Origin of the sequence: Chitinophaga costaii (genome assembly GCF_900094705.1) — a bacterium.
GTDB lineage: Bacteria > Bacteroidota > Bacteroidia > Chitinophagales > Chitinophagaceae > Chitinophaga > Chitinophaga costaii.
On sequence record NZ_FMAR01000015.1, the window covers coordinates 84,730 to 108,683 of the forward strand.

General features: G+C 49.1%; 15 protein-coding genes. 5 read left to right on the top strand and 10 right to left on the bottom strand.

Annotated features, from left to right (window positions below):
• The first annotated feature begins 136 nt into the window (after window positions 1-136).
• From GA0116948_RS17515 to GA0116948_RS17525, 3 genes are all read left to right on the top strand, one after another.
• Window positions 137-1,333: an efflux RND transporter periplasmic adaptor subunit gene (locus tag GA0116948_RS17515; protein WP_170876089.1), complete on the top strand. Its 1,197-nt coding sequence runs from the start codon at window positions 137-139 to the stop codon at window positions 1,331-1,333.
• 240 nt (window positions 1,334-1,573) lie between these two features.
• Complete coding sequence (locus tag GA0116948_RS17520; protein ID WP_089714684.1) at window positions 1,574-4,723, top strand: efflux RND transporter permease subunit; 3,150 nt, start codon at window positions 1,574-1,576, stop codon at window positions 4,721-4,723.
• A 22-nt stretch (window positions 4,724-4,745) separates the two neighbouring features.
• Window positions 4,746-6,158, top strand: coding sequence for an efflux transporter outer membrane subunit (locus tag GA0116948_RS17525; RefSeq protein WP_089714603.1), 1,413 nt, complete (start codon window positions 4,746-4,748; stop codon window positions 6,156-6,158).
• A gap of 281 nt (window positions 6,159-6,439) precedes the next feature.
• Here GA0116948_RS17525 and GA0116948_RS17530 read toward each other — a convergent pair whose 3' ends face one another.
• The 3 genes from GA0116948_RS17530 to GA0116948_RS17540 all read right to left on the bottom strand — a co-directional run bounded on the left by GA0116948_RS17530 (window position 6,440) and on the right by GA0116948_RS17540 (window position 11,301).
• Complete coding sequence (locus GA0116948_RS17530) at window positions 6,440-7,183, bottom strand: LytR/AlgR family response regulator transcription factor (protein WP_089714605.1); 744 nt, start codon at window positions 7,181-7,183, stop codon at window positions 6,440-6,442.
• Entirely contained in the window at window positions 7,183-10,218 is a 3,036-nt protein-coding gene (locus tag GA0116948_RS17535) for a sensor histidine kinase (protein ID WP_089714607.1), read from the bottom strand. Before GA0116948_RS17535 ends, GA0116948_RS17530 begins: the two co-directional genes overlap by 1 nt.
• Before the next feature lie 501 nt (window positions 10,219-10,719).
• Entirely contained in the window at window positions 10,720-11,301 is a 582-nt protein-coding gene (locus GA0116948_RS17540; RefSeq protein WP_089714609.1) for a hypothetical protein, read from the bottom strand.
• A 211-nt stretch (window positions 11,302-11,512) separates the two neighbouring features.
• Here GA0116948_RS17540 and GA0116948_RS17545 point away from each other — a divergent pair, with 211 nt between their 5' ends.
• The gene (locus tag GA0116948_RS17545) at window positions 11,513-12,061 is read left to right on the top strand and encodes a GrpB family protein (protein ID WP_089714611.1); all 549 of its coding nucleotides are present in this window, start codon (window positions 11,513-11,515) and stop codon (window positions 12,059-12,061) included.
• A 141-nt stretch (window positions 12,062-12,202) separates the two neighbouring features.
• Window positions 12,203-12,778, top strand: a complete 576-nt coding sequence (locus GA0116948_RS17550; RefSeq protein WP_089714613.1) for an RNA polymerase sigma-70 factor — start codon at window positions 12,203-12,205, stop codon at window positions 12,776-12,778.
• Between the two features lie 134 nt (window positions 12,779-12,912).
• Here GA0116948_RS17550 and GA0116948_RS17555 read toward each other — a convergent pair whose 3' ends face one another.
• The 7 genes from GA0116948_RS17555 to GA0116948_RS17585 are packed head-to-tail and all read right to left on the bottom strand — an operon-like array spanning window position 12,913 to window position 23,951.
• Window positions 12,913-14,349 (bottom strand): glycoside hydrolase family 125 protein, encoded by a 1,437-nt coding sequence (locus tag GA0116948_RS17555; protein ID WP_089714615.1) that lies wholly within the window; start codon window positions 14,347-14,349, stop codon window positions 12,913-12,915.
• 23 nt (window positions 14,350-14,372) lie between these two features.
• The gene (locus GA0116948_RS17560; RefSeq protein ID WP_089714617.1) at window positions 14,373-15,482 is read right to left on the bottom strand and encodes a glycoside hydrolase family 76 protein; all 1,110 of its coding nucleotides are present in this window, start codon (window positions 15,480-15,482) and stop codon (window positions 14,373-14,375) included.
• Window positions 15,483-15,489: 7 nt separating this feature from the next.
• Entirely contained in the window at window positions 15,490-16,641 is a 1,152-nt protein-coding gene (locus GA0116948_RS17565) for a glycoside hydrolase family 76 protein (RefSeq protein WP_165798293.1), read from the bottom strand.
• Window positions 16,642-16,661: 20 nt separating this feature from the next.
• Window positions 16,662-17,813, bottom strand: a complete 1,152-nt coding sequence (locus GA0116948_RS17570; protein ID WP_089714620.1) for a SusE domain-containing protein — start codon at window positions 17,811-17,813, stop codon at window positions 16,662-16,664.
• A 27-nt stretch (window positions 17,814-17,840) separates the two neighbouring features.
• Window positions 17,841-19,469 carry a RagB/SusD family nutrient uptake outer membrane protein gene (locus GA0116948_RS17575; RefSeq protein WP_089714622.1) on the bottom strand — a complete coding sequence of 543 codons (1,629 nt, stop codon included), beginning with the start codon at window positions 19,467-19,469 and terminating at the stop codon, window positions 17,841-17,843.
• A gap of 11 nt (window positions 19,470-19,480) precedes the next feature.
• Complete coding sequence (locus GA0116948_RS17580) at window positions 19,481-22,903, bottom strand: TonB-dependent receptor (RefSeq protein WP_205686000.1); 3,423 nt, start codon at window positions 22,901-22,903, stop codon at window positions 19,481-19,483.
• 52 nt (window positions 22,904-22,955) lie between these two features.
• Window positions 22,956-23,951: a FecR family protein gene (locus GA0116948_RS17585; protein WP_089714626.1), complete on the bottom strand. Its 996-nt coding sequence runs from the start codon at window positions 23,949-23,951 to the stop codon at window positions 22,956-22,958.
• Between the last annotated feature and the right edge of the window lie 3 nt (window positions 23,952-23,954).

Below are 23,954 nucleotides of genomic sequence, written 5' to 3' on the forward strand. Positions count from 1 at the left end.
CAGTAACTTACCTCATCCATAGGCCTTTTTAATCTTTGCTACTTAACACTGGTAAAAATCTTAACATCGGTAAAATTATCTAGTTTATGGATTGTTGCCCCCAATACACACACTATCACTCTCAAATTCATGATTTATGCTTGTGAAGAAAACTACTATTACAAAACCGGCCTCCAGGGCCACCGCGCTGCTGGCTACAGCCGGACTCCTGCTCTCCGCCCTGCTCTATAGCAGTTGTGGACATTCGAACGCGGAGGGCAATTACCAGCCGCCCATAACAACCTTGCCGGTATTTCAGGTAACTGCTTCCGATGCCCATACTACTGAAGAATATACAGCATCGCTGGAAGGCACGCAGAACGTGGAAGTACGTGCGCAGGTAGATGGATACCTGTCCAAAATTTATGTAGACGAAGGTGCTTATGTAACAAAAGGGCAGCCGCTGTTTAAGATAGATGACCGCAGTTACAGCGAGCAATACAACAATGCCGGTGCCAGCTTGCAAGCCGCTAAAGCCAATGTGGAGAAAGCCCATATCGAAGTAGAACGTATGGCCCCCCTGGTGGCACATAACGTAATTTCTGATGTGCAGCTTAAAACTGCGCAAGCTGTGTATGATGCCGCAAAAGCCCAACTGGCGCAAGCGCAGGCCGCACAAGGTAATGCAGCCATTAACCTGGGCTACACCACCGTGCTGGCACCGGCTAGTGGTTTTATTGGTAAGATTCCTTACAAAACCGGTAGCCTGGTAGGTCGCAGCGAACCGCAGCCCCTTACCATGCTCTCTGATGTAAAAAGCGTATATGCTTATTTCTCGATGAGCGAAAGCGCTTTCCTGAACTTTGTAAGTGGTCAGCCTGGTAAAACCGTCCAGGAAAAAGTAAAAGCGATGCCACCCGTAGAACTTATTCTTGCAGATGGCAGCCTGTATCCGGAGAAAGGCCGGGTGGAAACGGTAGAAGGCCAGTTCGATAAAGGTACTGGCAGCATCAGCTTCCGCGCCATCTTCCCTAACAACGAGGGCATCCTGCGCTCCGGCAACACCGGTAGGGTACGCATTACTTCCCAGCACACCGGCACCATCCTGCTACCGGAAGAAGCCACCTTTGAACTGCAAGACAAGATCTTTGTTTTTGCAGTGGGCGATAGCAATAAAGTGTCGAGCAAACCAATTGTGGTGAAAGGACACAGTGGCAACTTCTACCTGGTAGACCAAGGGGTGAAACCTGGGGATAAGATCGTGTTCACAGGCCTGGACCGGCTGCACGATGGTGCGGTGATACAGCCGCAGCCCATATCGCTCGATAGCCTTTTGAAGACAAAGCCGCTCTAAAATTTATATTCAGTATCAGGTTGTAAAATGTACGGGTGTCCTGCCGCAACGATCAGCGTTGCTGCTGCCAGATAAACTAAGCCCATACGCCAACATACAATGACACGAAAGCCTTGTACGGCATCGTTATCATTGCGGCAGGGCATCCGTTATTTTTAGGTACTGCTTACATTTTACTGCATTGCCTGATGCCGGTATTACTCGCTATGCGTATTACACGCCTGGCATAAAAAAATCATGATGCTTAAGAAATTTATTGAAAGGCCGGTGTTATCAACGGTCATCTCTATCATATTGACCTTACTCGGTGTACTGTCGCTACTCTCCCTGCCCATTACGCAGTTTCCCGACATTGCCCCGCCCTGTGTGCAGGTAACCGCCTCTTACCCCGGCGCCAACGCTGAAGTAGTAGCCCGTGCAGTGGCAACGCCCATTGAGGAAGCGGTGAATGGGGTGGAGAACATGACGTACATGACTTCCAATTCCAGCAACGATGGTACTATGACGCTGAGCGTATTTTTCAAACTCGGTACCAACCCCGATCTGGCAGCGGTGAACGTACAGAACCGCGTATCCAAAGCTACCAGCCAGATTCCGGCAGAAGTTGTGAACGCAGGGATAGCTACCCAGAAACAACAAAACAGTATGATCATGGTAATCGGGCTGAAAGCAACCGACTCCACGTTCGACGAAACGTTTCTACAGAACTATGCTAAGATCAACATTGTACCGGAATTGCAGCGTATTCCCGGTGTAGGCCAGGCCCAGATATTCGGTTCCAAGGATTATTCCATGCGCATCTGGCTGAAACCAGAACGTCTTACGGCCAACAATCTTTCCGCACAGGATGTGCTGACGGCAATTAAAGACCAGAACCTGGAAGCAGCGCCGGGCCGTTTTGGACAGAGCAGCAAGGAAGCATTTGAATATGTATTAAAGTACAAAGGCAAGTTGAATAAAAACGCTGATTACGAAAATATTGTTCTCAAGGCCAATGCAGATGGTTCCATCCTTCGTCTCAGAGACGTGGCCCGCGTAGAGTTTGGCTCTTTCAGTTATGCGTCTAGTTCAAATATCAATGGCCTTCCCGGTGCCGGTATTGCCATCTTCCAAACCGCAGGCTCTAACGCTAACGATATCCTAACTTCCGCCAATTCGCTGATGGATAAAGCGGCCACCAACTTTCCCAAAGGCATGGAGTATGTAACCATTTATTCCTCCAAGGAATTTTTGGACGCCTCCATAGAACAGGTGGTTCATACCCTGATCGAAGCATTTGTTCTGGTGTTTATCGTGGTGTTTGTATTTCTGCAGGATTTCCGCTCCACACTTATTCCCGCCATTGCGGTGCCGGTTGCTATTATCGGTACTTTCTTTTTTATGCAGGTGTTTGGATTTACCATTAACCTGCTTACATTGTTCGCCCTGATCCTGGCTATTGGTATTGTGGTGGATGATGCCATCGTGGTGGTGGAAGCAGTGCATGCTAAAATGGAGCATACCCATTTGCCCGCCCGGGAAGCCACCATCTCTTCCATGAATGATATATCGGGTGCCATTATCTCCATCACGCTGGTAATGGCTGCGGTGTTTATACCAGTGGGCTTCATGAATGGCCCGGCGGGGGTGTTTTACCGCCAATTTGCCTTTACACTGGCCATCTCCATCCTGATCTCGGCCATGAACGCTCTTACCTTGAGCCCTGCCCTGTGCGCACTGTTCCTGAAGAACACGCATGCAGCAGGCGACCATAAGGAAGACAAAGGTTTTGGTAAACGCTTCTTCACTGCGTTCAATACCGGCTTCACCGCCATGACCAATAAATACCAGCGCAGCCTGCAATTCCTGTTCCGCCGCAAATGGGTGGCTATTGCCGGCCTGCTGGCGGTAACGCTGATCACCGTGGTACTCATACGCAGAACGCCGTCTGGCTTTATCCCTACGGAAGACCAGGGCTTTATCATCTATTCTGTAAACCTGCCGCCCGGTGCTTCGCTGGATCGCTCGGAAACGGTGATGGATAAGATCAACGCCATCCTGAAAACTGAACCGGAAGTGCAAAGGAACGTAGCCATCACCGGGATGAATATTATTACTAATTCCAACAGTGCTAATTATGGAGTAGGCTTTATTCGCCTGAAACCTTATAAGGAACGTGGCCTGGTAAAAGACATCAATGCCATTATGGGCATACTCAATGGTAAATTAAGTGCCATTAAGGAAGCCGGTATCTTCCTGCTTACCATGCCCACTGTACAAGGTTTTGGTAACACCTCCGGTTTTGAATTTATGTTACAAGACCGCACCGGCAATGGAGACCTGGCCAAACTGAATACCACAGCCAATAACTTTATCGGGGAACTGATGAAACGCAAGGAGATTGCTTATGCATTCACCACGTTCAGCACCGGCAATCCGCAATACCAGATAGATGTAAACCAGGAAAAGGCCAAGCAACTGGGTGTTAATGTATCCGACCTGTTGCAAACGCTTTCCGTGTACTACGGGAGTAGTCTGGTGTCCGACTTTAGCCGCTTCGGTAAGTTTTACCGCGTGGTAGTGCAGGCCGATGTTGCATCCCGTGCCGAGCCGGAATCACTTAATAATATTTATGTGAAAAACGGCGACGGCCAGATGGTGGTAGCCTCCACGCTGGTAAGCCTGCGCAGGGTGTATGGGCCTGAAACCATTGCCCGTAATAACCTATTCACGGCAGTAACCATCAATGGTATGGCTAAACCAGGCTTTAGCTCCGGTGATGCGATCAAGGCCATACAGGAAGTGGCGGCACAATCTATGCCGCGTGGTTACGCCTACGAATGGACGGGCATGACACGCGAGGAAATTGGCGCAGGGTCGCAAACGGGTGTCATCTTTGTACTCTGTATCATTTTCGTGTACTTTTTGCTGGCAGGCCAGTATGAAAGTTATATTCTGCCACTGGCCGTCATACTGAGTATTCCTACCGGTTTAATGGGGGTATTTATTTTCATTGACCTCACGGGTATTGAAAATAATATCTACGTGCAGGTGGGCCTGATCATGCTGGTAGGCCTGCTGGCCAAGAACGCCATCCTGATCGTGGAATACGCGGTACAGCGCAGGACTGCGGGCATGGGCCTGATGGAAAGTGCGCTGGAGGCAGCCCGTCTGCGTTTGCGCCCTATCCTGATGACCTCCTTTGCCTTCATCGCAGGCCTGCTGCCACTGCTGCGCGCACAAGGTGCATCTGCCCTGGGTAACCGTTCTATCGGTACCGGCGCTGTAGGCGGCATGTTTACCGGCGTAATCCTGGGTATATTCGTGATCCCCGTGCTGTTCGTTATTTTCCAGGCTTTGCAGGAAAAAGTAACGGCCCGCAGACCGAAACAAATTACCATCACTGATTAACTGATTTATCAATAAGATTTTTATGAGAAAATCCATTCCTCTATATACATCTTTTCTGCTGCTAGCGGTAGGTCTGTGGGCCTGCCGCGCCGGCAGAAACTATGTGCAACCGACGTTGCCTTTACCCGCCCAGTTTCAGACGGCTACCGCCGATACGCTGAGCGTTGGCGACACACAATGGAAGCAATTTTTTACAGACACCGCCCTGCTATCACTGATCGACACTGGTCTTAAGAATAACTACGATCTTCAACTGGCCATCACCCGCATAGATGCTGCCGGAGAACAGGTGAAACAAGCCCGCGCTGCCTTTATCCCTACGGTAAATGCCTCGGTGGGCGCACAAACCAGTTACCTGTCAAAAAACAGCCTGAATGGCCTAAGTACCACGCAGTTCCTCGGTAAAGATCATATCGAAGATTACAGCGTGCAGCTAGGTGTGAGCTGGGAAGTGGATGTATGGGGAAAGCTGCGCCGCCAGAAAGAGGCAGTGGTGGCAAACTACCTGCAAACCTATGAAGCGAAAAAAGCCGTGCAAACCCGACTGGTGTCTGATATCGCTACCGCTTATTATAACCTGCTGATGCTGGACGAACAATTAGCCATCGCACATCATAACGTACAGCTAGGCGATAGCATTTTATCCATCATTGAATTACAGAAAACCGCCGGCGATGCTACCCAGTTGGCCGTAGAACAGGCCTACGTACAGCGCCAGGCCGCTGCGGTGCTGGTGCCACAATTGCAGCGCAGCATTGCCCTGCAGGAAAATGGATTGCATATTCTCACCGGTACCTTACCCGGCCCTGTGCCTTCCCGGGGCTATCTGCGCGCCATTGCCGTGGCAGACCAACTGAGCGCCGGCATACCGGCCAACCTGGTAAGCCGCCGTCCAGACGTGCGCGCCAATGAATTACTGCTCGTAGCAGCCAATGCATCCGTGGGCGCAGCACAGGCTAATATGTACCCCGTACTGAGCATCACCGCCGGCGGCGGGCTAGACGCTTTCAAGGCCAGCAACTGGTTTAATATTCCCAACTCCTTGTTTGGCATGGTGGCTGGCTCTATTGCGCAGCCGCTGCTGCAACACCGGCAGTTAAAGACACAGTATGAAGTAGCGAAAATTAACCGCGAACAAGCCGTGATCACCTTTAAACAATCGGTACTGAATGCGGTAGGGGAAGTTGCTAACGCACTCGCTTCTATAGACCACCTGGGAGAACAGGAAGCCATTACCAGCAATCGCATAGATACCCTGCAACTGGCTATTTTTAATGCCAGCCTGCTGTACAAAGCAGGTATGGCCAATTACCTGGAAGTTATCACCGCACAGAGTAACCTGTTGCAAAGCCAGCTTGATTTTGCCGATATACGCCGTCAGCGTTTGTCTGCCAATGTGGAGCTGTACCGGGCCTTGGGTGGTGGTTGGAAATAATATAAAATTGCGGCGTTGCACAAGGTGTTTATCAAGAAACGGCACTATATAACGAATGGCATTTCACTACTGCTTTGTGTGACGCCGTGATTATTTTGATTGTGTTAGTAGTTAATGGGTTCTTTTGAAAATCAGGAGGCCGTTCCCTTTCATGTGGAACGGCCTCTCTTTAAGGGATGCCCATGGGTCATTTGTACAGTATGGAACATGGACCGGTGATGATTAAACGGAGGGGATACGTGCGGTAATGATGTGCGCCCGTCCTGCTATTGCCATGCTATTCAAAATTTCAAAAACTTCATCAAGCCATCTTTCCGCCGGCGCGATACATCGATGAAAGTGCCATTTTTCATTTCCACCTGGCCGCCATCTCCTTTTATATATCGCTTCACGTAATGAATATTGATCAGGTGCGAGTGGTGAAGCCGGAAAAATAAGTCGGAAGGCAGCAATTCCTCAAACTCTTTTAATGTTCTGCTGGCAGTGAGTTTCGTGCCGTTGTTAAAAAACAAAACGGAATAATTACTATGCGCTTCTACCCGCACAATCTCATTGATGTCATAAAGATGCATACCACTCTTGTCGGAAATAGCAATCTTGTTGTGCAAATTTTTATGCTCCAGGTTATGCTGTAAGGCCATTAAACGTTCCTGGGTAGAGCTATTTATTTTCCCTTCTGCTATCCGGTCAATGGCGGCCCGGAGTTCTTCGATATCTACCGGCTTTAATAAGTAATCGAAAGCTGCATAGCGGATAGCCTTTATCGCATAATGATCGTAAGCGGTGGTAAATATCAAATTAAACTGCTTTCGCACCAGTAATTCCAGCATGTCAAACCCATTGAGCCGTGGCATTTCGATATCCAGAAATACCACCTCCGGTTGCACCTGTTCTATCAGTTGTATGCCCTCCTCGCCGTCGCTGGCTTCGCCCAGGAGTATTACATCAGGACAATAGCTGGATATCTTTTGCCGCAGGGCTATCCGACCCTTTAATTCATCATCTATAATGATAGCTGTTATCATCAACTATATTTTACAGTTACAACTACACGCGTGCCTGTTGGGATGCCATTTTCCTGAAGGTCTGTAATTATTACGGGAATTTTGTCGTCGCCATTAAATAGTTCCACCCGGTTCCAGCTCAGTTCCATGCCGTAAGGCTGGTGGGTGCGGTTACGCCTTCTGGCTGCATCACGCCCTACGCCATTGTCTTCAATAGTATAACACAGGTATTCCCCTTCTTGTTTCACGGTAATACAAAGTTTGCCACCACCGTCCCGCCGGTTGCGCAATCCATGTAATATGGAATTTTCAACATAAGGTTGAATAATCAGGGACGGCACTTTGTAATTTTCTTCTAATAACTGGTCTTCCACATTTATTTCAGCAACGAATGCGTGCTCTGTACGTAATTGCTCCAGGTCGATATACAACCGCAATGTTTCCAAATCTTGCGATAGCGTAGTATTAGGGTGCTGCGAACTTTCTAGAATATTGCGTATTAGTTTTGCAAACTTGTTAAGACTTACGGTAGCCAGGTATTTATCATCACACTGTATCAAGGCATCTATACTGTTAATGCAGTTGAAAATAAAATGAGGATTCATTTGCGCCCGTAAAGCCATCATCTCCGTTTGTGCGAGCTGCTGTTTCATGCGCGACTCTTTTTTTACCCCACCAATATACCAAAGTATTCCCCCCAGTATGGCCAATACCAGCATGGTAGTACACAGTAACCGGAACCACCAAACTTTCCAGAATGGAGGGGTAATTATAATTTGTATGGATACTTCCCCTGTTAAGTGCCCAGCAATAGATGCTTTTACGTGGAAAATATATTTACCGGCATCCAGGTCGGTATAGTTTGCATAGCCTGCCGGCCCGCCATGCACCCAATCGTTATCAACCCCATCTAGCCGGTAATAATAATTTGTTTGTACGGTAGTGGAATACCGGAGATCTGAAAATTCTATTGTGATAAAGTTTTGCCGGTAGGATAACTTTACCGGCAGATTATCCTGTAGCAAAGAATCGATAGGCAACAAGTCTGTCAGTACTTTAAACCCGGTAATAGATACGCTACCTCTGGCATGGGATATACGTAAAGTGTCGGGGTTAAACATCAATACTTCCGAGAAACTCCAGGCAAACCAATTACCCTTCCGGGAGATCATAAAATGTTCTCCACGAAATACATCTCTCATCAGTCCTTTGGCCGGCCGGTATGCGGCAAACTGTTTTTGCTGTGGGATGTAAAACCCTATATTATGGTTTCCCGTAAACCAGATGTTGTTATCCTTATCTTTTCTTACCGCCGCCGCAGTGGTAAATGGCTGTTCATTGTGGAACTGAATTTTTGAAAAACTGCCGCTCCACTTATTAAATAAATAAATGCCTGCATTTTCCGTACCCAATATCAGCGTACTGTCGTTATAGTTATCCACACCGGTAAAATAAATGGAATAATTGGCAGCAGGCTTGTAGGTAGCCGTAAAACTCCGTTTGCGGATATCGAATGCGCGAAGCCCTTCCCGCGTAGTTGCCCAGCAAATATCTTTATCTACATACATGCTCACCACAGACGAGCGTTTGATGTCGTTGTCTACAGGAGGGAGAAATTGCCGGGAAGCCGTGTCCCATACCACAATCCGCCCGCTTTGTAATCCCAATAAGGTATTGCCGCCCGGCTCATGTACCATACAACGGATAGTAGAATGTCCTAGCGCCGCCGGTTGGCTCGTTTGTACCTGAAGGGTCACGGGATCTATTTGTTGCAGTATGCCCGTCTGGCAACCAGCCCAAACATCTCCTCCTGGTTGCTGCAATAAACTCCAGATCAGATTTTCATTATATTTCCCTTTGAAAAAAACATGACCCGATACGTGGAAAGTACTGTCGTACCGCGTAATACCACCTCCCCAGCTTCCTACCCAGATATCGCTTTTGTTGGTTTCAATAACGGTAGTAATTTGCGCGCCGTTCTTGATGAGCGTGTCCGTTTTGGCATTATGCACAACGGTAAAATTATTATCATAGGGATTAAATACACTAATTCCTTTATCTGTTCCCAGCCAGATATTTTCATCCCGGTCCTGGAAAATAGTGTTGATCTGCAGGTTGTATTGTAAGGAAGTTTCATTACCTGGTATTGTAGTAATATATTCAAACTGGTTGGTACCGATATCATATTTTAACAAACCCGCCGTTGCTGTTGCCAGCCAAATAACACCGCGGCTGTCTTCCATCACATCTGCCACCCAGGCAGGCACGGTATTCTGCACGCCCTGTATATGCAGAATATCTGAAATAGAATAGGTATTTAAGGTGCGCGTAGCGATATTGTACCGGTAAAATAAATGTGCCCAACTAATAAACCAGATACCCCCGTGCCGGTCTACCACCATGTTACGGATCATACTACCCGGTTCATGCATGCCCGCTAATACGGGGTGGTGTAAGGGATTGTTTTCCGGTGTATACAAGCGGTGGTTTACCGTGTCTACCAGGAAAAGACCGAAGCCCGGGGCTACCATCCAGCTATCTTTCCCATCAAAATAAAATGTAGCAACTTCCCAGGGGCCCTTTTCATTCTTTTGCAGGCGGTATAAATGTTCCCGGTAATATTGTAATTTCCAGCGATTGCCGGCACCATCTGTGTAGTCATCTACCTTACCCGATAACGGGACGGGTGAGCCAGTCCGTTTTAAGAAGTCCCATTGATAAAGGTCAAAATGGCTCTGCGTGTATAAAAGTTTTTCCGGGCTGCCTTTAAAAATCATATTTACTGCAATATCCCCTTCCTGGTTGCCTTCCCGCAGGCAGCTAAGGAAGCGAATGCCATCATACCGCTGCAATCCTTTGGCAGATCCAATCCATAAATAGCCCCTTTGATCCTGGTTAATGGCCATCACCTCATTGCTATTCAACCCATTGTCCTGATCAATATTTCTGAAAATATAGGATCCTGTAGCGGGAGTGGCCCTTGTTTGTTGCGCATACAATTGCAGGGAAGTCCATCCGCAGCCAACAACTAAAAATAGCGAGAGCAAGTAACGCATAGCTAAATATACTCCCTTTTTTTCTTGAATCACACCGTGGTACACCCGTCAAGGGGCTACCATTTTTGTTTTCATTACTGTATGCTACTAGCGGGGTACAATACATGTGGTGGGCAATTGTAGCCGTAAATGACCGAACTTGGTATCACTTACTCCAATGGCTGCATGCATGCTATGATCCTTCACCTACTATCACATATCAGGGTTTTCGCAGAAATGTAGATAATTCTGCCGGCCAGGTAAGGATTATTGAGTATATGGCTATATTTTTTGAGTAGTTAACAACAGAACCCTTTCTATGCAGTTTTTACCCAATTATCATGTACCCATCGTTGGTTTACTAAACTACATTTACTTTGTTCATTATGCCATTCGTAACAGCCATGCCTTGTTACGAGTACGGTGTATAACGTTTACCCATATACGTCAATACGGTGTAAGGATGTGGAAGGTTAGGATTAGTAAAAAAAACACGCTGTTTATGAAAGAGCGGCTCCTGCTTTATTGTGTAATGATGGATTGTAATCGCCTGCGGTCGCCCCTGTAGGCGGTGAGCGGGCCTACGTGCAGGCGCGCAAATTGGCGCAGGGCGGGGCTGGGTGCTTCATCGTGATGATGTTTGCTATGGCGCAGGTAAATAAAGATAGCGCTGAGGGTGCGGAAAATGCCTACAGGACTCCACCATCCTTGGAGCAGGCTTTTGTGAAGCGCCGTTTTGCTGGTTTTGTCCAGGCAGTCGGGGCAGGCTACGGTATAAGTATCGGAGGTATGGCCGGAGAAAATAATGGCCTTTACCTGCCGGGAAAAAGTTCCGTTCAGGGGAACTGTTTTCCGGCAGAGGGGGCAATCCAGGCCTTGCAAGGTTTCGCAATACGCATAAATCTCTTCTTCGCTGTGGTCGCGGTTCTGGGCTTCAACGGCGTCAAAAATGCCGGGATGAAGATTGCGTTTGTCTACCTCATAAGCGATCACCTGCTGTGCCGCCGGTGTAAGGCCTTTAGCATCCAGCGTGGCATAGCGGATCAATTCTTCATTGCTCATTTTTGCGTATCGTTCCTGTACTACACTAATGTCTACTCGCATAAAAAGTTGAGATGATTACGGGGAGGCAAAGTAGCCATTTTTCGTTTCATACGGTTAATTTAAGCTTGCAAAAATTGCCCGCAGTTATCGGGGCAGGCTGTATGGTACTGCGAAAAAATGGCAGATAAATGGTATGGACGGCATTTGAACCGCAAAACAGCCGCAAATAGTGTAACTTTAAATACGCCGCCGTTACGCGAAAAAAGCTACTATGCATACATCCCCCCATGAAAATAGCTGGCCTGTATGGGCCACAGAACCCATCGTTGTGGTAGACCACGATCCATCCTGGGCAGCGCAGGCCATGGAAGAGATCCATTTTTTACAGCCTTTGTTAAGCCCCTTTGGCAATTCCGGCATCTGGCACATTGGCAGCACTGCGGTGCAGGGTTTGTGCGCTAAGCCTGTACTGGACCTTGTTGCACCGATTGCCTCGCTAAACAGTGCCAGCGTCATCACCCGCATACTTTCGCCTTATCATTGGCATTACGTACCGTACGAATTGGATCAGCGCCCCTGGCGGCGTTTTTACATTAAGGTGCAACAGAATAAACGGATTGCCCACCTTCACCTGGTATTGCCCGGTGAGGCGCGCTGGCATGAACAACTACGCTTCCGTGATATTTTGCAAGACAATGCGTATGTACGACAGGCCTATGCAGCATTAAAGTCTATGCTGGCAGAAGAATATCGCCACGATCTCGATGCCTATGCCGCTGCCAAATCAGATTTTATCCGTAAGACACTTAAAGATTATTAATATTAAAAGCATTATTGGCTTGCACCAATCACCATAAAGACACCCCATGCCGTAACCTTCTTTTTTGCGGACGTATGGCAATGGGCGGAAGGTGGATAGCGGGAATTATTGTATTTTAGCATCAATTACTACGTTTTGAAAATGCCTGTGAGCGAAAAGGAACAATTACTGACCTGGCAACAGGAGATTGCCGCCGGTAATCAGCGGTCTTTCGACCAGCTCTTCCGCTGCCTCTATGGGAGGCTGGTACACTTTGCAGTGCAATTTGTCGCCTCCTCCGAAATTGCCGAGGAGATTGTATCCGATGTTTTCAGCAACCTTTGGCTTAAACGCGATACCCTGCCCGGCATTCACAACCTCCCGGTATACCTCTTTGTGGCTGTAAAACATCGCTGCTTTAATCACCGGGAACAATTCTCCACCCTGCACGTGCAATTAGAACAACTTGATGATGGAATGCTCCAGGATCTGCACGACCCCGAAAAAGAATTGGAATGGAAGGAGTTGTTTCACCGTATAGACATGGCCGTGGCCACGTTGCCTGCCCAATGTAAAATGATCTTTAAAATGGTGAAAGAAGGCGGACTAAAATACCGGGAGGTGGCGGCTATCCTGGATATTAGTGTGAAAACAGTAGAAACCCAACTGTACCGGGCCACCAAAAAAATAAAGGCCGCGCTGGAAGAAGGAGAGCGGGAAAGGCATTTGCACCAGTAAAAGCATATTTCCTATTTCTTCTCAATAAACAGCATTGTAATTTTTGTGTAAGTGGTTACATAAAAAACGCTTTATGCATATTGGCCTCAAAGCCGCTAGCATAAAGCGTTTTACATTATGTTATGTGGTGGGTGTTATGCTTTCAGCAAGTGAGGCCGCTCGCGATATACCTTCCAAACAAATTCTCCAAATATGGTATTAGACCAGGCGAACCATTTGCGGGTATATTTTGAAGGATCGTCTTTGTGGAACGACTCGTGCATGAAACCCGTATGTGCATGTGTTTTCTGCAAAGTATCCAGGCACCATTTTATTTCCTGATCGTCTGTGCTGGTAAGTCCCCGCATCACGATGCTCATGGGCCAGATCATATCCAGGCCTACATGTGGGCCACCTACACCTTCTGCGGCACTGCCTTTGAAGAAAAATGGGTTGTCGGGGGAGAGTACAAACCTGCGGGTGTTTTGATACACCGGGTCGTCTACCTGCACCGCGTTCAGGTAGGGCATTGCCAGCAGGGAGGGAATGTTAGCATCGTCCATCAGGTTCACGCTGCCGAAACCATTTACCTCGTATGCGTAGATGTTGCCCAGGGTGCCATGCTGCACTTTTGCATGGGTATCCAGGGCTGTTTTCACCTGGGTGGCCAATGCAGCCGCAGGGGCTACCAGTGCGCTCAATGAGGAAATGGCCTTGCCCATTTCCTGCAACTGGATAAGTGATTCCAGGGCAAAGAAATTAGAAGGAATGAGGTAGGCGTAGATGGTAGCATCGTCGCTGGGCCGGAACATGGAGCAGATCAGTCCATTGGGCTTCACGGGATAGCCATAACCGCCCATGGGTATGGTATCTGTGGCAAAGGCGGTATTCCGCTGAAAAGTGTAAGGGCCTTTTCCCTGAAAACGTTGTTGCTCCACAAACGTCTTTATCACCGTTTGCATAGCGGCCAGCCATGCCCCGTCGAAGGGCGTGGTATCGCCGGTGGCCTTCCAGTAGCCGTGCGAGAGGCGAATGGGATAGCAAAGACTATCGATCTCCCATTTGCGTTCGTGGATACCTGGTTTCATATCGGTGATGTCGGATTTCTTCCACTCGCTTTCCTGGCTGCTATCTTTATAAAATGCGTTGGCATAAGGGTCTAGCAAAATATTCTTTGCCTGGCGATGGATAACGCCGGCGATAAGTTGTTGCAGGTCTTTATCTTCCTTACACAGGGGCAGGTAAGGCCATACCTGGGCAGAGGAATCGCGCAGCCACATGGCATCTATATCGCCGGTAATCACGTAAGTGTCGGGCTTGCCATCTACTACGTTAAATGCTACGGTAGTATCCAGCGTATTGGGGAAGCAGTTGCCAAACATCCAGGCCAGTTCTTTGTTGGAGATGTGGTGCTGTATCTTGGCAATGAGGGCTTCTACCGCTTTGCTTTTGAACTTGCGTTGCGCTTCGGGAATGCGCACTACTGGGAAATCGGCCACCATAGGGGCGCCCAGGGCGCTTTTGGTGAGGGAGGATAAGGTAAGCGCGGCGCCGGCCATCATGGCCTGTTGCATGAATTGTCTTCTTTCCATCAGTTTCAGTACGAGGTTTAAAATTAAATCAGTTTACGTTGCTGCAACCATGCCAGGCGGGCCAGAATTTCCAGCATCCCGGCCTGATCTACCAACGAGTGGGGGGCTTTTGTACCCATGAGTCCTGTTGCATTTTTGTCATTGTTCAGGGCTTGCAATGTACATTTTTCAAAGGCTTTTACATATTTATTGTCATGGTCGTAGCGGAGCAAATGTTGGAAAGCCCGCAACTGCACGGCGTTAAACCAATAGCTATCGCGGAAATGCCCGTCTTCGTAGAAAAAGTTCAGTGCGGCATCGGCGATAGATTTGGCCGCTGCCAGGTACTTTTTATCGCGGGTAATCTCGTACAGGTAAACGGAAGATTCCAGCATACTGCCGCTATTGTAGGAGAACTGTGCCTTGCCAAGGTGGCCATCCAGCCGCAGGTTATCGTAATACAGGCCTTCCGGGGAGCGTAGTTTTTCATTTACCCAGTTGTACAGCAGCAGTGCCGTGTCCAGGTAAAATTTGTGTTTGGTAAACTGGTAGAGTTGTAAGGCTACCAGCACGCCCGGCCCGTTAGAGCAGGTGTTTTTGGATGTTTTTTTGTCTTCTTCCCAGTACAGGCCACCTCCCAGGATGGTGTCAAAACCGGTCATCATAAATTTGTACACCGTTTCACCGGCCTTCAGGGCGGCGGGTTCATGGCCGTGAGGATAGGCGTTTAGCATGGCGATGCCTATCCACTGGTTGTCGTCATAAAATCTTGCGCCGCCACCTTCTGTGGGCGGGTAGGATGCAAATGCCGGCGCGGGTGGGGCGGGGTCGTAATAATACCGTATTGCTTTCCATACCCGGTTAAAATCGCTGGCACCGGGTTGCAATTTTTCCTGTTCGTTGTACGCTTGTAATAGCCCGCAAAGCGGCCACAAATAGGAATAAGGCTTAGCTTTTTCCCCTTTTTCCGGATTGTCGTGATACATGCCGGTGGTGCTATCGCTGAATCGTTGGTCTACCGCGGTTTTTAACGATAGAAATGCTTCCAGGTAAGGACTTACAGGTGTTTGTTGCTGCGCATAAGTGGTTTCCGTTTTCACACTCAGGCCCATCATCCATACCAGGATGAGGAGCCTGCATAAGTTGGTTTTCATGTCTAGATCAGAGCAGTTTATTTTTTTGCAAAAGGGCGGCAGCTTCCACCATCATGCATCCACTGAGTTCCGTGGTAAGGTCTGATTGCGACCCTGCCGGCGTTTTCCAGTAGCTGCCATAAAGGCCGGCCTGCTTATTGGCGCCCGTGTACCAGAGTGTTTCCGCGTTGTTTTTAAGCAGGGCAATGTATTGCTGACGATGATCGTCCGGCGTGGCGCTGTTAAGAATGAGTTGGGTCATATATCGTACCAACACGCCTTTGAACAAGCCGCCATCACCGGTACCTTCGTCGGCCAGCAGGCGGTCTGCCGTTGTTAGTTGGCTGTTCAGCACAAAGTCGGCTGCCTGCACGGCATCATTCAGGTAACCTGCTTCCTGCGTGGCGTTGTACAATTCCAGCGCCGCGCCGATAAAGGTACCTTGGTTATACGTAAAAACCCAGGTTGTATTTGTTTTTCCATCATTATCACCATTAATGCCGTCGTATACCTGACCGTTAGTGGCATTGTACAGCTTCGATTTTTCCCAGTTGTAGATCTTTTTGGCCCAGTCCAGGTCATCGTTGTTATGAAACTGCCTATACAGGCGAGCTGCCAGTATGCAGGCCGGCATATTGGCCGGCGTGTTCTTGTAATAGGTTTGCGACTTACGCCAGGCAATGCCTCCCCCCATGGTTTCGTTCCAGCCGTTTTTTACATCGGCCCAGATCTGGTCTACGGCAGTTTTGTAACGGGCGTCGTTGGTAGCATTGTAGGCCCGCAGTACGGCCAGGGCGTTCCATTCCATATCATCGTAGAAATTGTTCAGGAAGGAGCCGCCGTTCTGGGCCTTCACGCCATCGTGCCATTGCTGGATGTAGGTGAGGTAATAACTGCTGTCGCTACGGGTATAGGCGTCTACCAGCACATCCAGCGCATGGGCCTGGGGCCAGTAGTTGAAGGTGATGTCGCTGGTGTTAGTATTATTGAAATACGCACTGCCGGCGTTGTAGAAATTATTAATCAGCCAACTGGAGCTGCTGTCTGCCGCCGCATTCCAGTCTATAGCGTATTTAACTTTGGAACTGCCATCGCCCAGGTCTACATTGTCGTAGTTTTTTTCGCAAGCCTGCAGGAGCAGGCCGGCGAAGGCGAGGGTAAGTAAGTGTAAGCGTTTCATAATGTGGTTGCTTTTAATCATTACTTATTGATGATGACCTCGTGCGTGTAGTTTGCTTTATCGGGCGAGAAGTATACGTTGATATCGCAGTGTTGCTTGTCTACGTTGCCATTAAACTTAAACGCATAGTTCCACTGGTCGCTGCTGGCTATGATGTTCAGGTAGAAATAAGCGGCCGGCGAAGCGTCGGTAGGGCGTTGGTTGTCTGAGTTGGAACTACCCCACCATTCTGTTCCATCGTTGGTGCCATCATTGGTGGTAAGGCGAAACTTGTAGCGTTCTTCCCCGCCATAAGATTCCTGTACGAAATCGATTTCGGTGTTGGTGAGTTTCCAGGTGCCGTTGCCGATATAATTGAGGGGGAAACGGATGGCATTGTCTGCGCAATACCACAGGCCCAGTGATTTTATCTCGGTGAGTTTGGCAGCCGCGTTATTGAAGTCCAGGCTAATCCGATACACTTTTGTATCGGTGCCACTTACTGTGATCTCGTTGCCGGAAGATATCTGGTTGCCCTGTATGGCAAAGGTGTTGGGGGTACCGGTCGTTTTATCTACGAAATGATAGGTGCCTGGTTTCAGGGAGGTATAGATTTCAAATTCTCCTCCGGTGGCCAGGGCTTTCAGGCGAATGGCCTTGGAAAGATCGTCACCGGCTTCGGTGGCGCTACCGGTCAGGTACACATCGGTAGGGATGTCGGCAAAACCTGCGGGTCTTTCCACGATGAGGGTACGGGTGATGGTGGATTTTTGTCCGTTCACGCCCTTGGTGGCCAGCACGGCCCATTTAAGCTTACCCACGCCGAGCGATTCAATGCCGGCCAGCGCCGCTATTTTGTTCAGGTCTTTGTGGGTTACGGTGGCCTTGTTGTACAAACCATTGTTGTCGGAGGCCACGCTGTACACTGGTTTGCTAAAGTCGCCACCATCTTTGTCGAACAGCAGTTCATATTGCACCAGGCCACCATCGGCAGCGAGCGATTGTTCCCATTCGAAGGTAACGGTGGCGGCGGAGGTAGGTTGCAGCTTTATGTACTGGCTGTCCTGTGGGGCAAAGAAATTACTCACGGGCGTAACCACGGTGCTGACTTTTTTGTCTTTTTTGCAACTGGAAAATGCCAGTAATACTGCTGCTGCGGCGAGAAAATAGCGGGAGAAATATTTTATAGACATGATGATTTTTTTAACGTGAAAAATGAATTACCAGTTTGGGTTCTGACCAAGGTTGGGATCCAATGCGCGTTCGTCGCGGGGTACGGGCCACAGATAGTGTTTCTGGGCGTTAAATACCCGTTGTGCAGCGCGGATATACCCGTTGTCGATAGCAGGGTCGCCAAAGCGGGCGCCATGGGCCCATCCGTTCAGCACTTTCTCGGCAGTTTTCCAGCGACGGAGGTCGAAGATGCGGGTGCCTTCCATGGCCAGCTCACAGCGTCGTTCGCGGCGGATAATGGTTTGCAGGTCTGCTTTAGACCAGCCTGCGTTAAAGTTTAGCGCCGAAGGGTCGGTGAAGCCGGCGCGCTTGCGCAGCGCGGCAATGGTATTATTCCAGATCGTGGCATCCATTTGTCCCAGTTCGTTTTTCGCTTCGGCATACATGAGCAGTACATCGGCATAACGGATCAGGATCAGGTTTAGCCCGGAGAGAAAGTTATTGCCTCCTGATGGGTCGTAATACTTGCGCATGTAGTAGCCGGTGGGCGAGCTTACGCGGCCAGGGCCATATTCATCCAGCTTTTTACTCTGATCGGGATCGGAGCCGGGTTTAATGTAAATGGTTTGGGTGGTGCCATCTGGTTTTTTCCAAGCATACCCGTCATACACGATAGTAGCGGTCAGGCGCGGATCGCGGTTTTGATAGGGATGATTTTCATCATACCCGGAGCCGGTTTCGCCAATAGCTTTACCATTGGTCATCAGGTAATCGTCCACCAGTTCCTGCAAAGGTGCCATTCCATTATCCCTGGCACCTACAGACAGCGGCGCTAAGTCGAAATAGTCGGAGTAGGCGCGGTATTCCGGCACGTACTGTATATCCAGTATGTCCTCGATATTGTTTTCATTTTGCGGTAGAAAAACGCCTTCGTAGCTATTAAACAGGCCATACTGCCCATAGGTGGTACCCATGAGTTGCTCACACGCGGTGGCCACATCGGCCCACCGGTTTTCATACAGCAGCACCCTCGCTTTTAGGGCTATAGCGGCCCCGCTGGTGATGCGGCCAGCGTCGGAGGCGTCGTATTGTTGTTTGGTGGGCAGCAGGGCGGCCACTTCATCCATTTCTTTCAGTACAAAATCCACTACCTGTGCGCGGGGCGTACGGGCAATGCTGCGCGATTCGGCGATGGTGATGTCTTTGGTAAAGAAAGGCACGTCGCCAAACCAGGTGTAAAGCTGGAAGTACTGGAAGGCACGCAGGAAGCGGGCTTCTGCCTTCATGCGGTTGCGCAGGGTGTCGCTCATATCAGGTACACGGTCTACGTTTTCCAGGAATACGTTGACCGTTTTGATACCGCCATACCGCTTGTCCCATTCGTCTTTTAAACGGCCCAAAGAAGGATCGTAGGTGCCATTGGAAATAGACAGGGCCCCCTGGTTGTCGCCGCGTCCTACAAATGCATTGTCCGACAAGCCTTCGTTATAAAAGAAATAGCCATCGTTCATCATCTGCGAGTAGGCAGTGTTCAATACCTGCGATGCTTTTTCGGTGGAGGTCCAGTAATTAAGATCCGTGAAGTGATCGGTGGGGGCGAGGTCCAGCTTTTTGCAGGCGCTCATGCCCATGACCCAAAGCCCCGCTCCGTATAGTAAGATGTGTAATTTTTTCATGATGCAGTTTTTTAGAAAGTGGCGTCCAGCCCAAATCCGTAATAAATAGGCGTGGGGTAAGCGCGACCACTGTTGCCGCCAGCGCTCACGGACAGGTTGTTCTGCTGGGAGCCGTTGCCCTGGCCGTTTTTAAATTCGGTAGATTCCGGATCGATGAACTTCACCCCGGAGATCGTCAGCAGGTTCTGACCGGTGAGGTATACGCGCAGTTTCTTCATGCCAATATGTTGCGCTACGTTGCCCGGCAGGGAATACCCCAATTGCAGGTTTTTGAGCCGGCCATAAGCGCCATTGAAAATATAGAGGTCGGAACCACGGCGAAAGTTGTTGGTATTAGATGCGCTGCCATTGGCTGCCAGGCGTGGATAACGGGCATCCGGGTTGTCTGGGCGCCAGTAGTCTAGCTGGTGTTGGTAGATCACCTGTGAATAGTTGTAATGGAATGGTTCTACGAGTTCGCCCCGTATGAACATGGCCCTTTTGCCCACCCCTTGTATCAGCATGCCCAGATCAAAACCTTTCCAGGATATGTTGTAGTTAAAGCCGAAGGTGTAACGTGGAAAAGGATTGCCCAGTACATAACGGTCGTTGTCATCTATCACACCGTCTTTGTTTTTGTCTTTGAATTTAATGTCGCCCGGTGAAACATCCAGTCCGGCGGGCTTTGCGGCATTCTGAATATCATTTAGATTTTGGAAATAACCATCCCGTTTGAGGCCTATGTAAGAATTGTAGGGGAGACCTTCTTTGAGGATTACCTGCATTTCGTCGCCACTGCTGATGTATTGTTGCCCATCCAGATAAATTACCTCATTGTGCGAATCGGCGATGTTGAAGCCAAATTCCTGGTGTACCTGATTGCCGGTACGGTAGTGAATGCTGAATTCCCATCCCTGGTTACGCACTTTACCGAGGTTATAGAAAGGTACTGCGCCACCATACGCGCCGGGCGTAGGCGGTACTAGTAAAATGTTGCTGGTGAGTTTGGTAAAGTAGTCGAAGGAGGCGGTAAGTTTGTTATTGAATACGCCAATGTCAACACCCCCATCCAGGGTGGCGGCTTTTTCCCAGGTTACGTCCGGGTTAGAGAAGGTGAAGCCTGTACCGGATACCGGGGAGTTATTAAAGCCGTACATATTGTTGTATACGGTATAGGTAGTCTGGTACTGGTAGGGCTGTATGTTCTGGTTGCCCAGTACACCGTACGAGCCGCGCAATTTAAGTTCATTGATGGTGTTGGCAAAGCGGGAAAAGAATTTTTCGCTGCTGATGCGCCAGCCACCGGAGATAGAAGGGAAATAACCCCAGCGATGGTCTTTGGCAAATTTGGAAGAGGCGTCTGCCCGGAAATCCACTTCGGCGAAGTAGCGGTCCTGGTAAGAGTAAGAAGCCCTGCCAATGAAGGAATTAAGACTGGTTTCCGTGGTGCCCTGGTTGGTGTTGGTAGAACCCGGATCTATCACCGTTCCGGTAGTGGGCGTACCCAGGTCGGGATCGGTGTATTTTAGTTTTAATTCATTGGAACGTTTGGTAAATGATTCATTGGTGAACCCACCGAGTACATAAATGTTGTGATTCCCCAATTTCTTTGTGTATTCCGCGAGCAATTGGGTATTAATGAAAATATTTTTTTCGTTGTAATCATCTGTGTTACGATTCTGCCCGTAGGTGCCTTTGGGATAGAAGTCTACTTCCTGCACGCGAATGAAACGGTGGTTGGCATTGAGGGTGCCGCCCAGTACACCCCGTAGTTTCAGGTCTTTCGTCACGGCCAGTTCGCCGGTAAAGCTACCAAACAGGTTATCGTTATCGTTTTTACTGGAGCCGCCATGTTGTAATATACCCAGGGGATTAAACTCCGTCAGTACATCGTTGGTCAGGTAGCGTCCCAAGGAGTCTTTCAGCGCATAATAAGTGGGGGTGCGCTCTGCATCCGCCATGAGAAAGCCCGCGTCGTACGACTGGTCTTTAAGGTCGGAATGGGTGTAAGACAACAGGCTGGTGAATTTAAACCGGCCAATCTCCGTGGTCAGGTTCATGCGGTAGTTATACCGTTTTAATCCATAATCCGGTCCTACAAAATTATTTGCCTGGTTCAGGTAACCGGCAGATACCATGTAGGTGGTTTTGTCGTTGCCGCCGGTTACACTCAGGTTATGATTTTGTTGCAGCGCGTTTTGCAGGATGGCATCGAGTATCCATTCTTCATCGCCTTTTTCTTTCATCTGGGCGATATCATCGGGGCTGTAGATGGGCTGCTGGTTAGGATTAGCGTTTACTACGGCCTCATTGCGCAGCATCATATTTTCATATCCTTTCACGGGGTGAAACAGAATATGTGGCTGCGTGACACTCAGGATACCGTTATAGGTAACCAGTGGTTTGGCAGTTTTGCTGCCGCGTTTCGTCGTTACCAGTATGACACCGTTTGCCGCCCGGGAGCCGTAGATAGCAGCAGCGCCGGCGTCTTTCAGTACCGATACGTTATCGATGTCGGAAGGGTTCAGTAAATTGATGTCGCCCCCGGGAATACCATCTATCACCACTAGTGGTGTATTATCGCCCAGGGTACTGAGCCCACGGATGTTGATGTTAACAGCAGCACCCGGTTGTGCATTGGGTTGCTGGATAATGAGGTTGGGCGAAGCACCTTGTAAGGCCTGCATGGTATTGGCCACCGGGCGGCCTTCCAGTTGCTGCGATTTCACCTGGTCTATAGCGCCCGTTACAGTGACTCTGCGCTGGGTGCCATACCCTACTACCACCACATCGTTTAAAGTAGTATTGGAAGTTTTAAGTTGCACATTCAGCGTGCCGCCATTGGTGGCCAGTTCCTGTTTATCGTAACCCAGGTAAGATATTTGCAACACTACCTGCTCGCCGGTGAATTTCAGTGTGTAGTAACCTTGTGCATCCGTTACAGTGCCTTTGGAGGTGTTTTTAATTTGTACGGTTACACCGGGAATGGGCTGCCCTTTTTCATCGGTTACCCGCCCGTGTACTTCTCCATCTACCAGTGCATGGGCGGGGTTTGGCAGGAGGGTGGTAGCGCCATCTTTGCGCAGTAGTACCTTATCATTCAGCATTTCAAAATGAATGCCCAAGGGAGTAAATATTATTTGTAATGATTCCTTGAATTCCTGGTGCTGAATATTAAGGGATATCTTTTGACGAGTGTCGATATCGTCGTCAGAAAAAACGAATGCAAAACCGCTTTGTTGTTGTAGGCTGGCAATCACCCACGACAGTTCCCGGCGCTGGCACACCAGGTCAATGCTTTTGACCTGCGTTTCAGTAACCGTAAGCCGGGTAGTGTAGTGATGGTCGATGGCGGCTTTCAGCTCGGGCGGAAGCCCGCCGGTCAACAAAGCGGCAGCAAACAGCAGTTTTATTAGTCTGCGCGAGGGGGCAGACTGCTGCAACATGCAATCCATAACGTGTAATGTTTAATGAATAAAAATGGAATTTTAAATAGTTGTTCTGCTGTTATTCTCCGATCGTGATCAGGGAGTCGGAGATCGAATAATTAAAATGTTTTGTTTTGCTTAAAATATGCAGGATTTCTTCTGCCGTGTTGTTAAAAATACCGGTGTAGCGATAGGCTTTCACTTTTTCACTGCTAAAACGTACCGGTTTTCCATAGGTAAGATCCAGTATGGTGGCTATTTCCGCAAGGTTGTTGCCGTGAAAAATTAAGGTGCCATTTATCCAGGCCTTGTCTTCTGCCGTATTTACCGTTTGTACGTTCACCTGGTTGGTGGATAAGTGGAATACAGCTTTTTGCGCGCGTGATAAATAAAAGGTGTCTGCTACCTGGTTCGTCTTGTAATGGGGTATAAAGGCTACTTTGCCGCTTTCCACCGCGGTTTGCAGCGTGCCGGTTGCTGCGTAACTATTAATGTTGAACGCCGTACCCAGCACATGAATGCTGCCATGCGGCACCTGCACACGGAAAGGGCGGTTGGGCTGTGGCGCCACGGTGAAAAAAGCCTCGCCTTCCAGGTACACCACTCGTTCATTGGTGGGAAATACGTTGCTGTAGCGCAGGGTACTGTTGGCATTGAGCCATACTACCGTGCCATCGCTGAGGGTAATGTTGGAGCGTACACCTTTGGGGTTGTGTTTCTCTACCAGCAGGCGGGTTGGTTGGGAGGTCAGGTGGCGATGCAGGAGCCAGCCACTACCGGCGGTCACTGCCAGGCAAGCGGCTATGGCGCTCCATTTACGCAAGGTGCTGTAGCGGCGTGGAGGGGTAGCTGCTGCGGTAGCGACGTTTATTTTATCCCAGGTTTGCTGAAGCCGTTTTTCCACCTGTATGGATGCCTGCGGGCGGCTGGAGTTCCAATAACGCTGCATTTGCTGGTACAAGGGGAAATAAGCTGGCTGTTCACGCAAGGTGGATTGTAACAACGCCTCCTCTTCCGGGGAATGGTTTCCGGAGAATACTTTCATGGCCAGTGCTAAAAATTCTTCTTTGTCCATAAC

What these genes read in the sequence shown, in the direction of transcription:
- GA0116948_RS17515 (WP_170876089.1), top strand. Translation starts at nt 137, where the DNA reads ATGCTTGTGAAGAAAACTACTATTACAAAACCGGCCTCCAGGGCCACC.
- GA0116948_RS17520 (WP_089714684.1), top strand. Translation starts at nt 1,574, where the DNA reads ATGCTTAAGAAATTTATTGAAAGGCCGGTGTTATCAACGGTCATCTCT.
- GA0116948_RS17525 (WP_089714603.1), top strand. Translation starts at nt 4,746, where the DNA reads ATGAGAAAATCCATTCCTCTATATACATCTTTTCTGCTGCTAGCGGTA.
- GA0116948_RS17530 (WP_089714605.1), bottom strand. Translation starts at nt 7,183, where the DNA reads ATGATAACAGCTATCATTATAGATGATGAATTAAAGGGTCGGATAGCC.
- GA0116948_RS17535 (WP_089714607.1), bottom strand. Translation starts at nt 10,218, where the DNA reads ATGCGTTACTTGCTCTCGCTATTTTTAGTTGTTGGCTGCGGATGGACT.
- GA0116948_RS17540 (WP_089714609.1), bottom strand. Translation starts at nt 11,301, where the DNA reads ATGCGAGTAGACATTAGTGTAGTACAGGAACGATACGCAAAAATGAGC.
- GA0116948_RS17545 (WP_089714611.1), top strand. Translation starts at nt 11,513, where the DNA reads ATGCATACATCCCCCCATGAAAATAGCTGGCCTGTATGGGCCACAGAA.
- GA0116948_RS17550 (WP_089714613.1), top strand. Translation starts at nt 12,203, where the DNA reads ATGCCTGTGAGCGAAAAGGAACAATTACTGACCTGGCAACAGGAGATT.
- GA0116948_RS17555 (WP_089714615.1), bottom strand. Translation starts at nt 14,349, where the DNA reads ATGGAAAGAAGACAATTCATGCAACAGGCCATGATGGCCGGCGCCGCG.
- GA0116948_RS17560 (WP_089714617.1), bottom strand. Translation starts at nt 15,482, where the DNA reads ATGAAAACCAACTTATGCAGGCTCCTCATCCTGGTATGGATGATGGGC.
- GA0116948_RS17565 (WP_165798293.1), bottom strand. Translation starts at nt 16,641, where the DNA reads ATGAAACGCTTACACTTACTTACCCTCGCCTTCGCCGGCCTGCTCCTG.
- GA0116948_RS17570 (WP_089714620.1), bottom strand. Translation starts at nt 17,813, where the DNA reads ATGTCTATAAAATATTTCTCCCGCTATTTTCTCGCCGCAGCAGCAGTA.
- GA0116948_RS17575 (WP_089714622.1), bottom strand. Translation starts at nt 19,469, where the DNA reads ATGAAAAAATTACACATCTTACTATACGGAGCGGGGCTTTGGGTCATG.
- GA0116948_RS17580 (WP_205686000.1), bottom strand. Translation starts at nt 22,903, where the DNA reads ATGGATTGCATGTTGCAGCAGTCTGCCCCCTCGCGCAGACTAATAAAA.
- GA0116948_RS17585 (WP_089714626.1), bottom strand. Translation starts at nt 23,951, where the DNA reads ATGGACAAAGAAGAATTTTTAGCACTGGCCATGAAAGTATTCTCCGGA.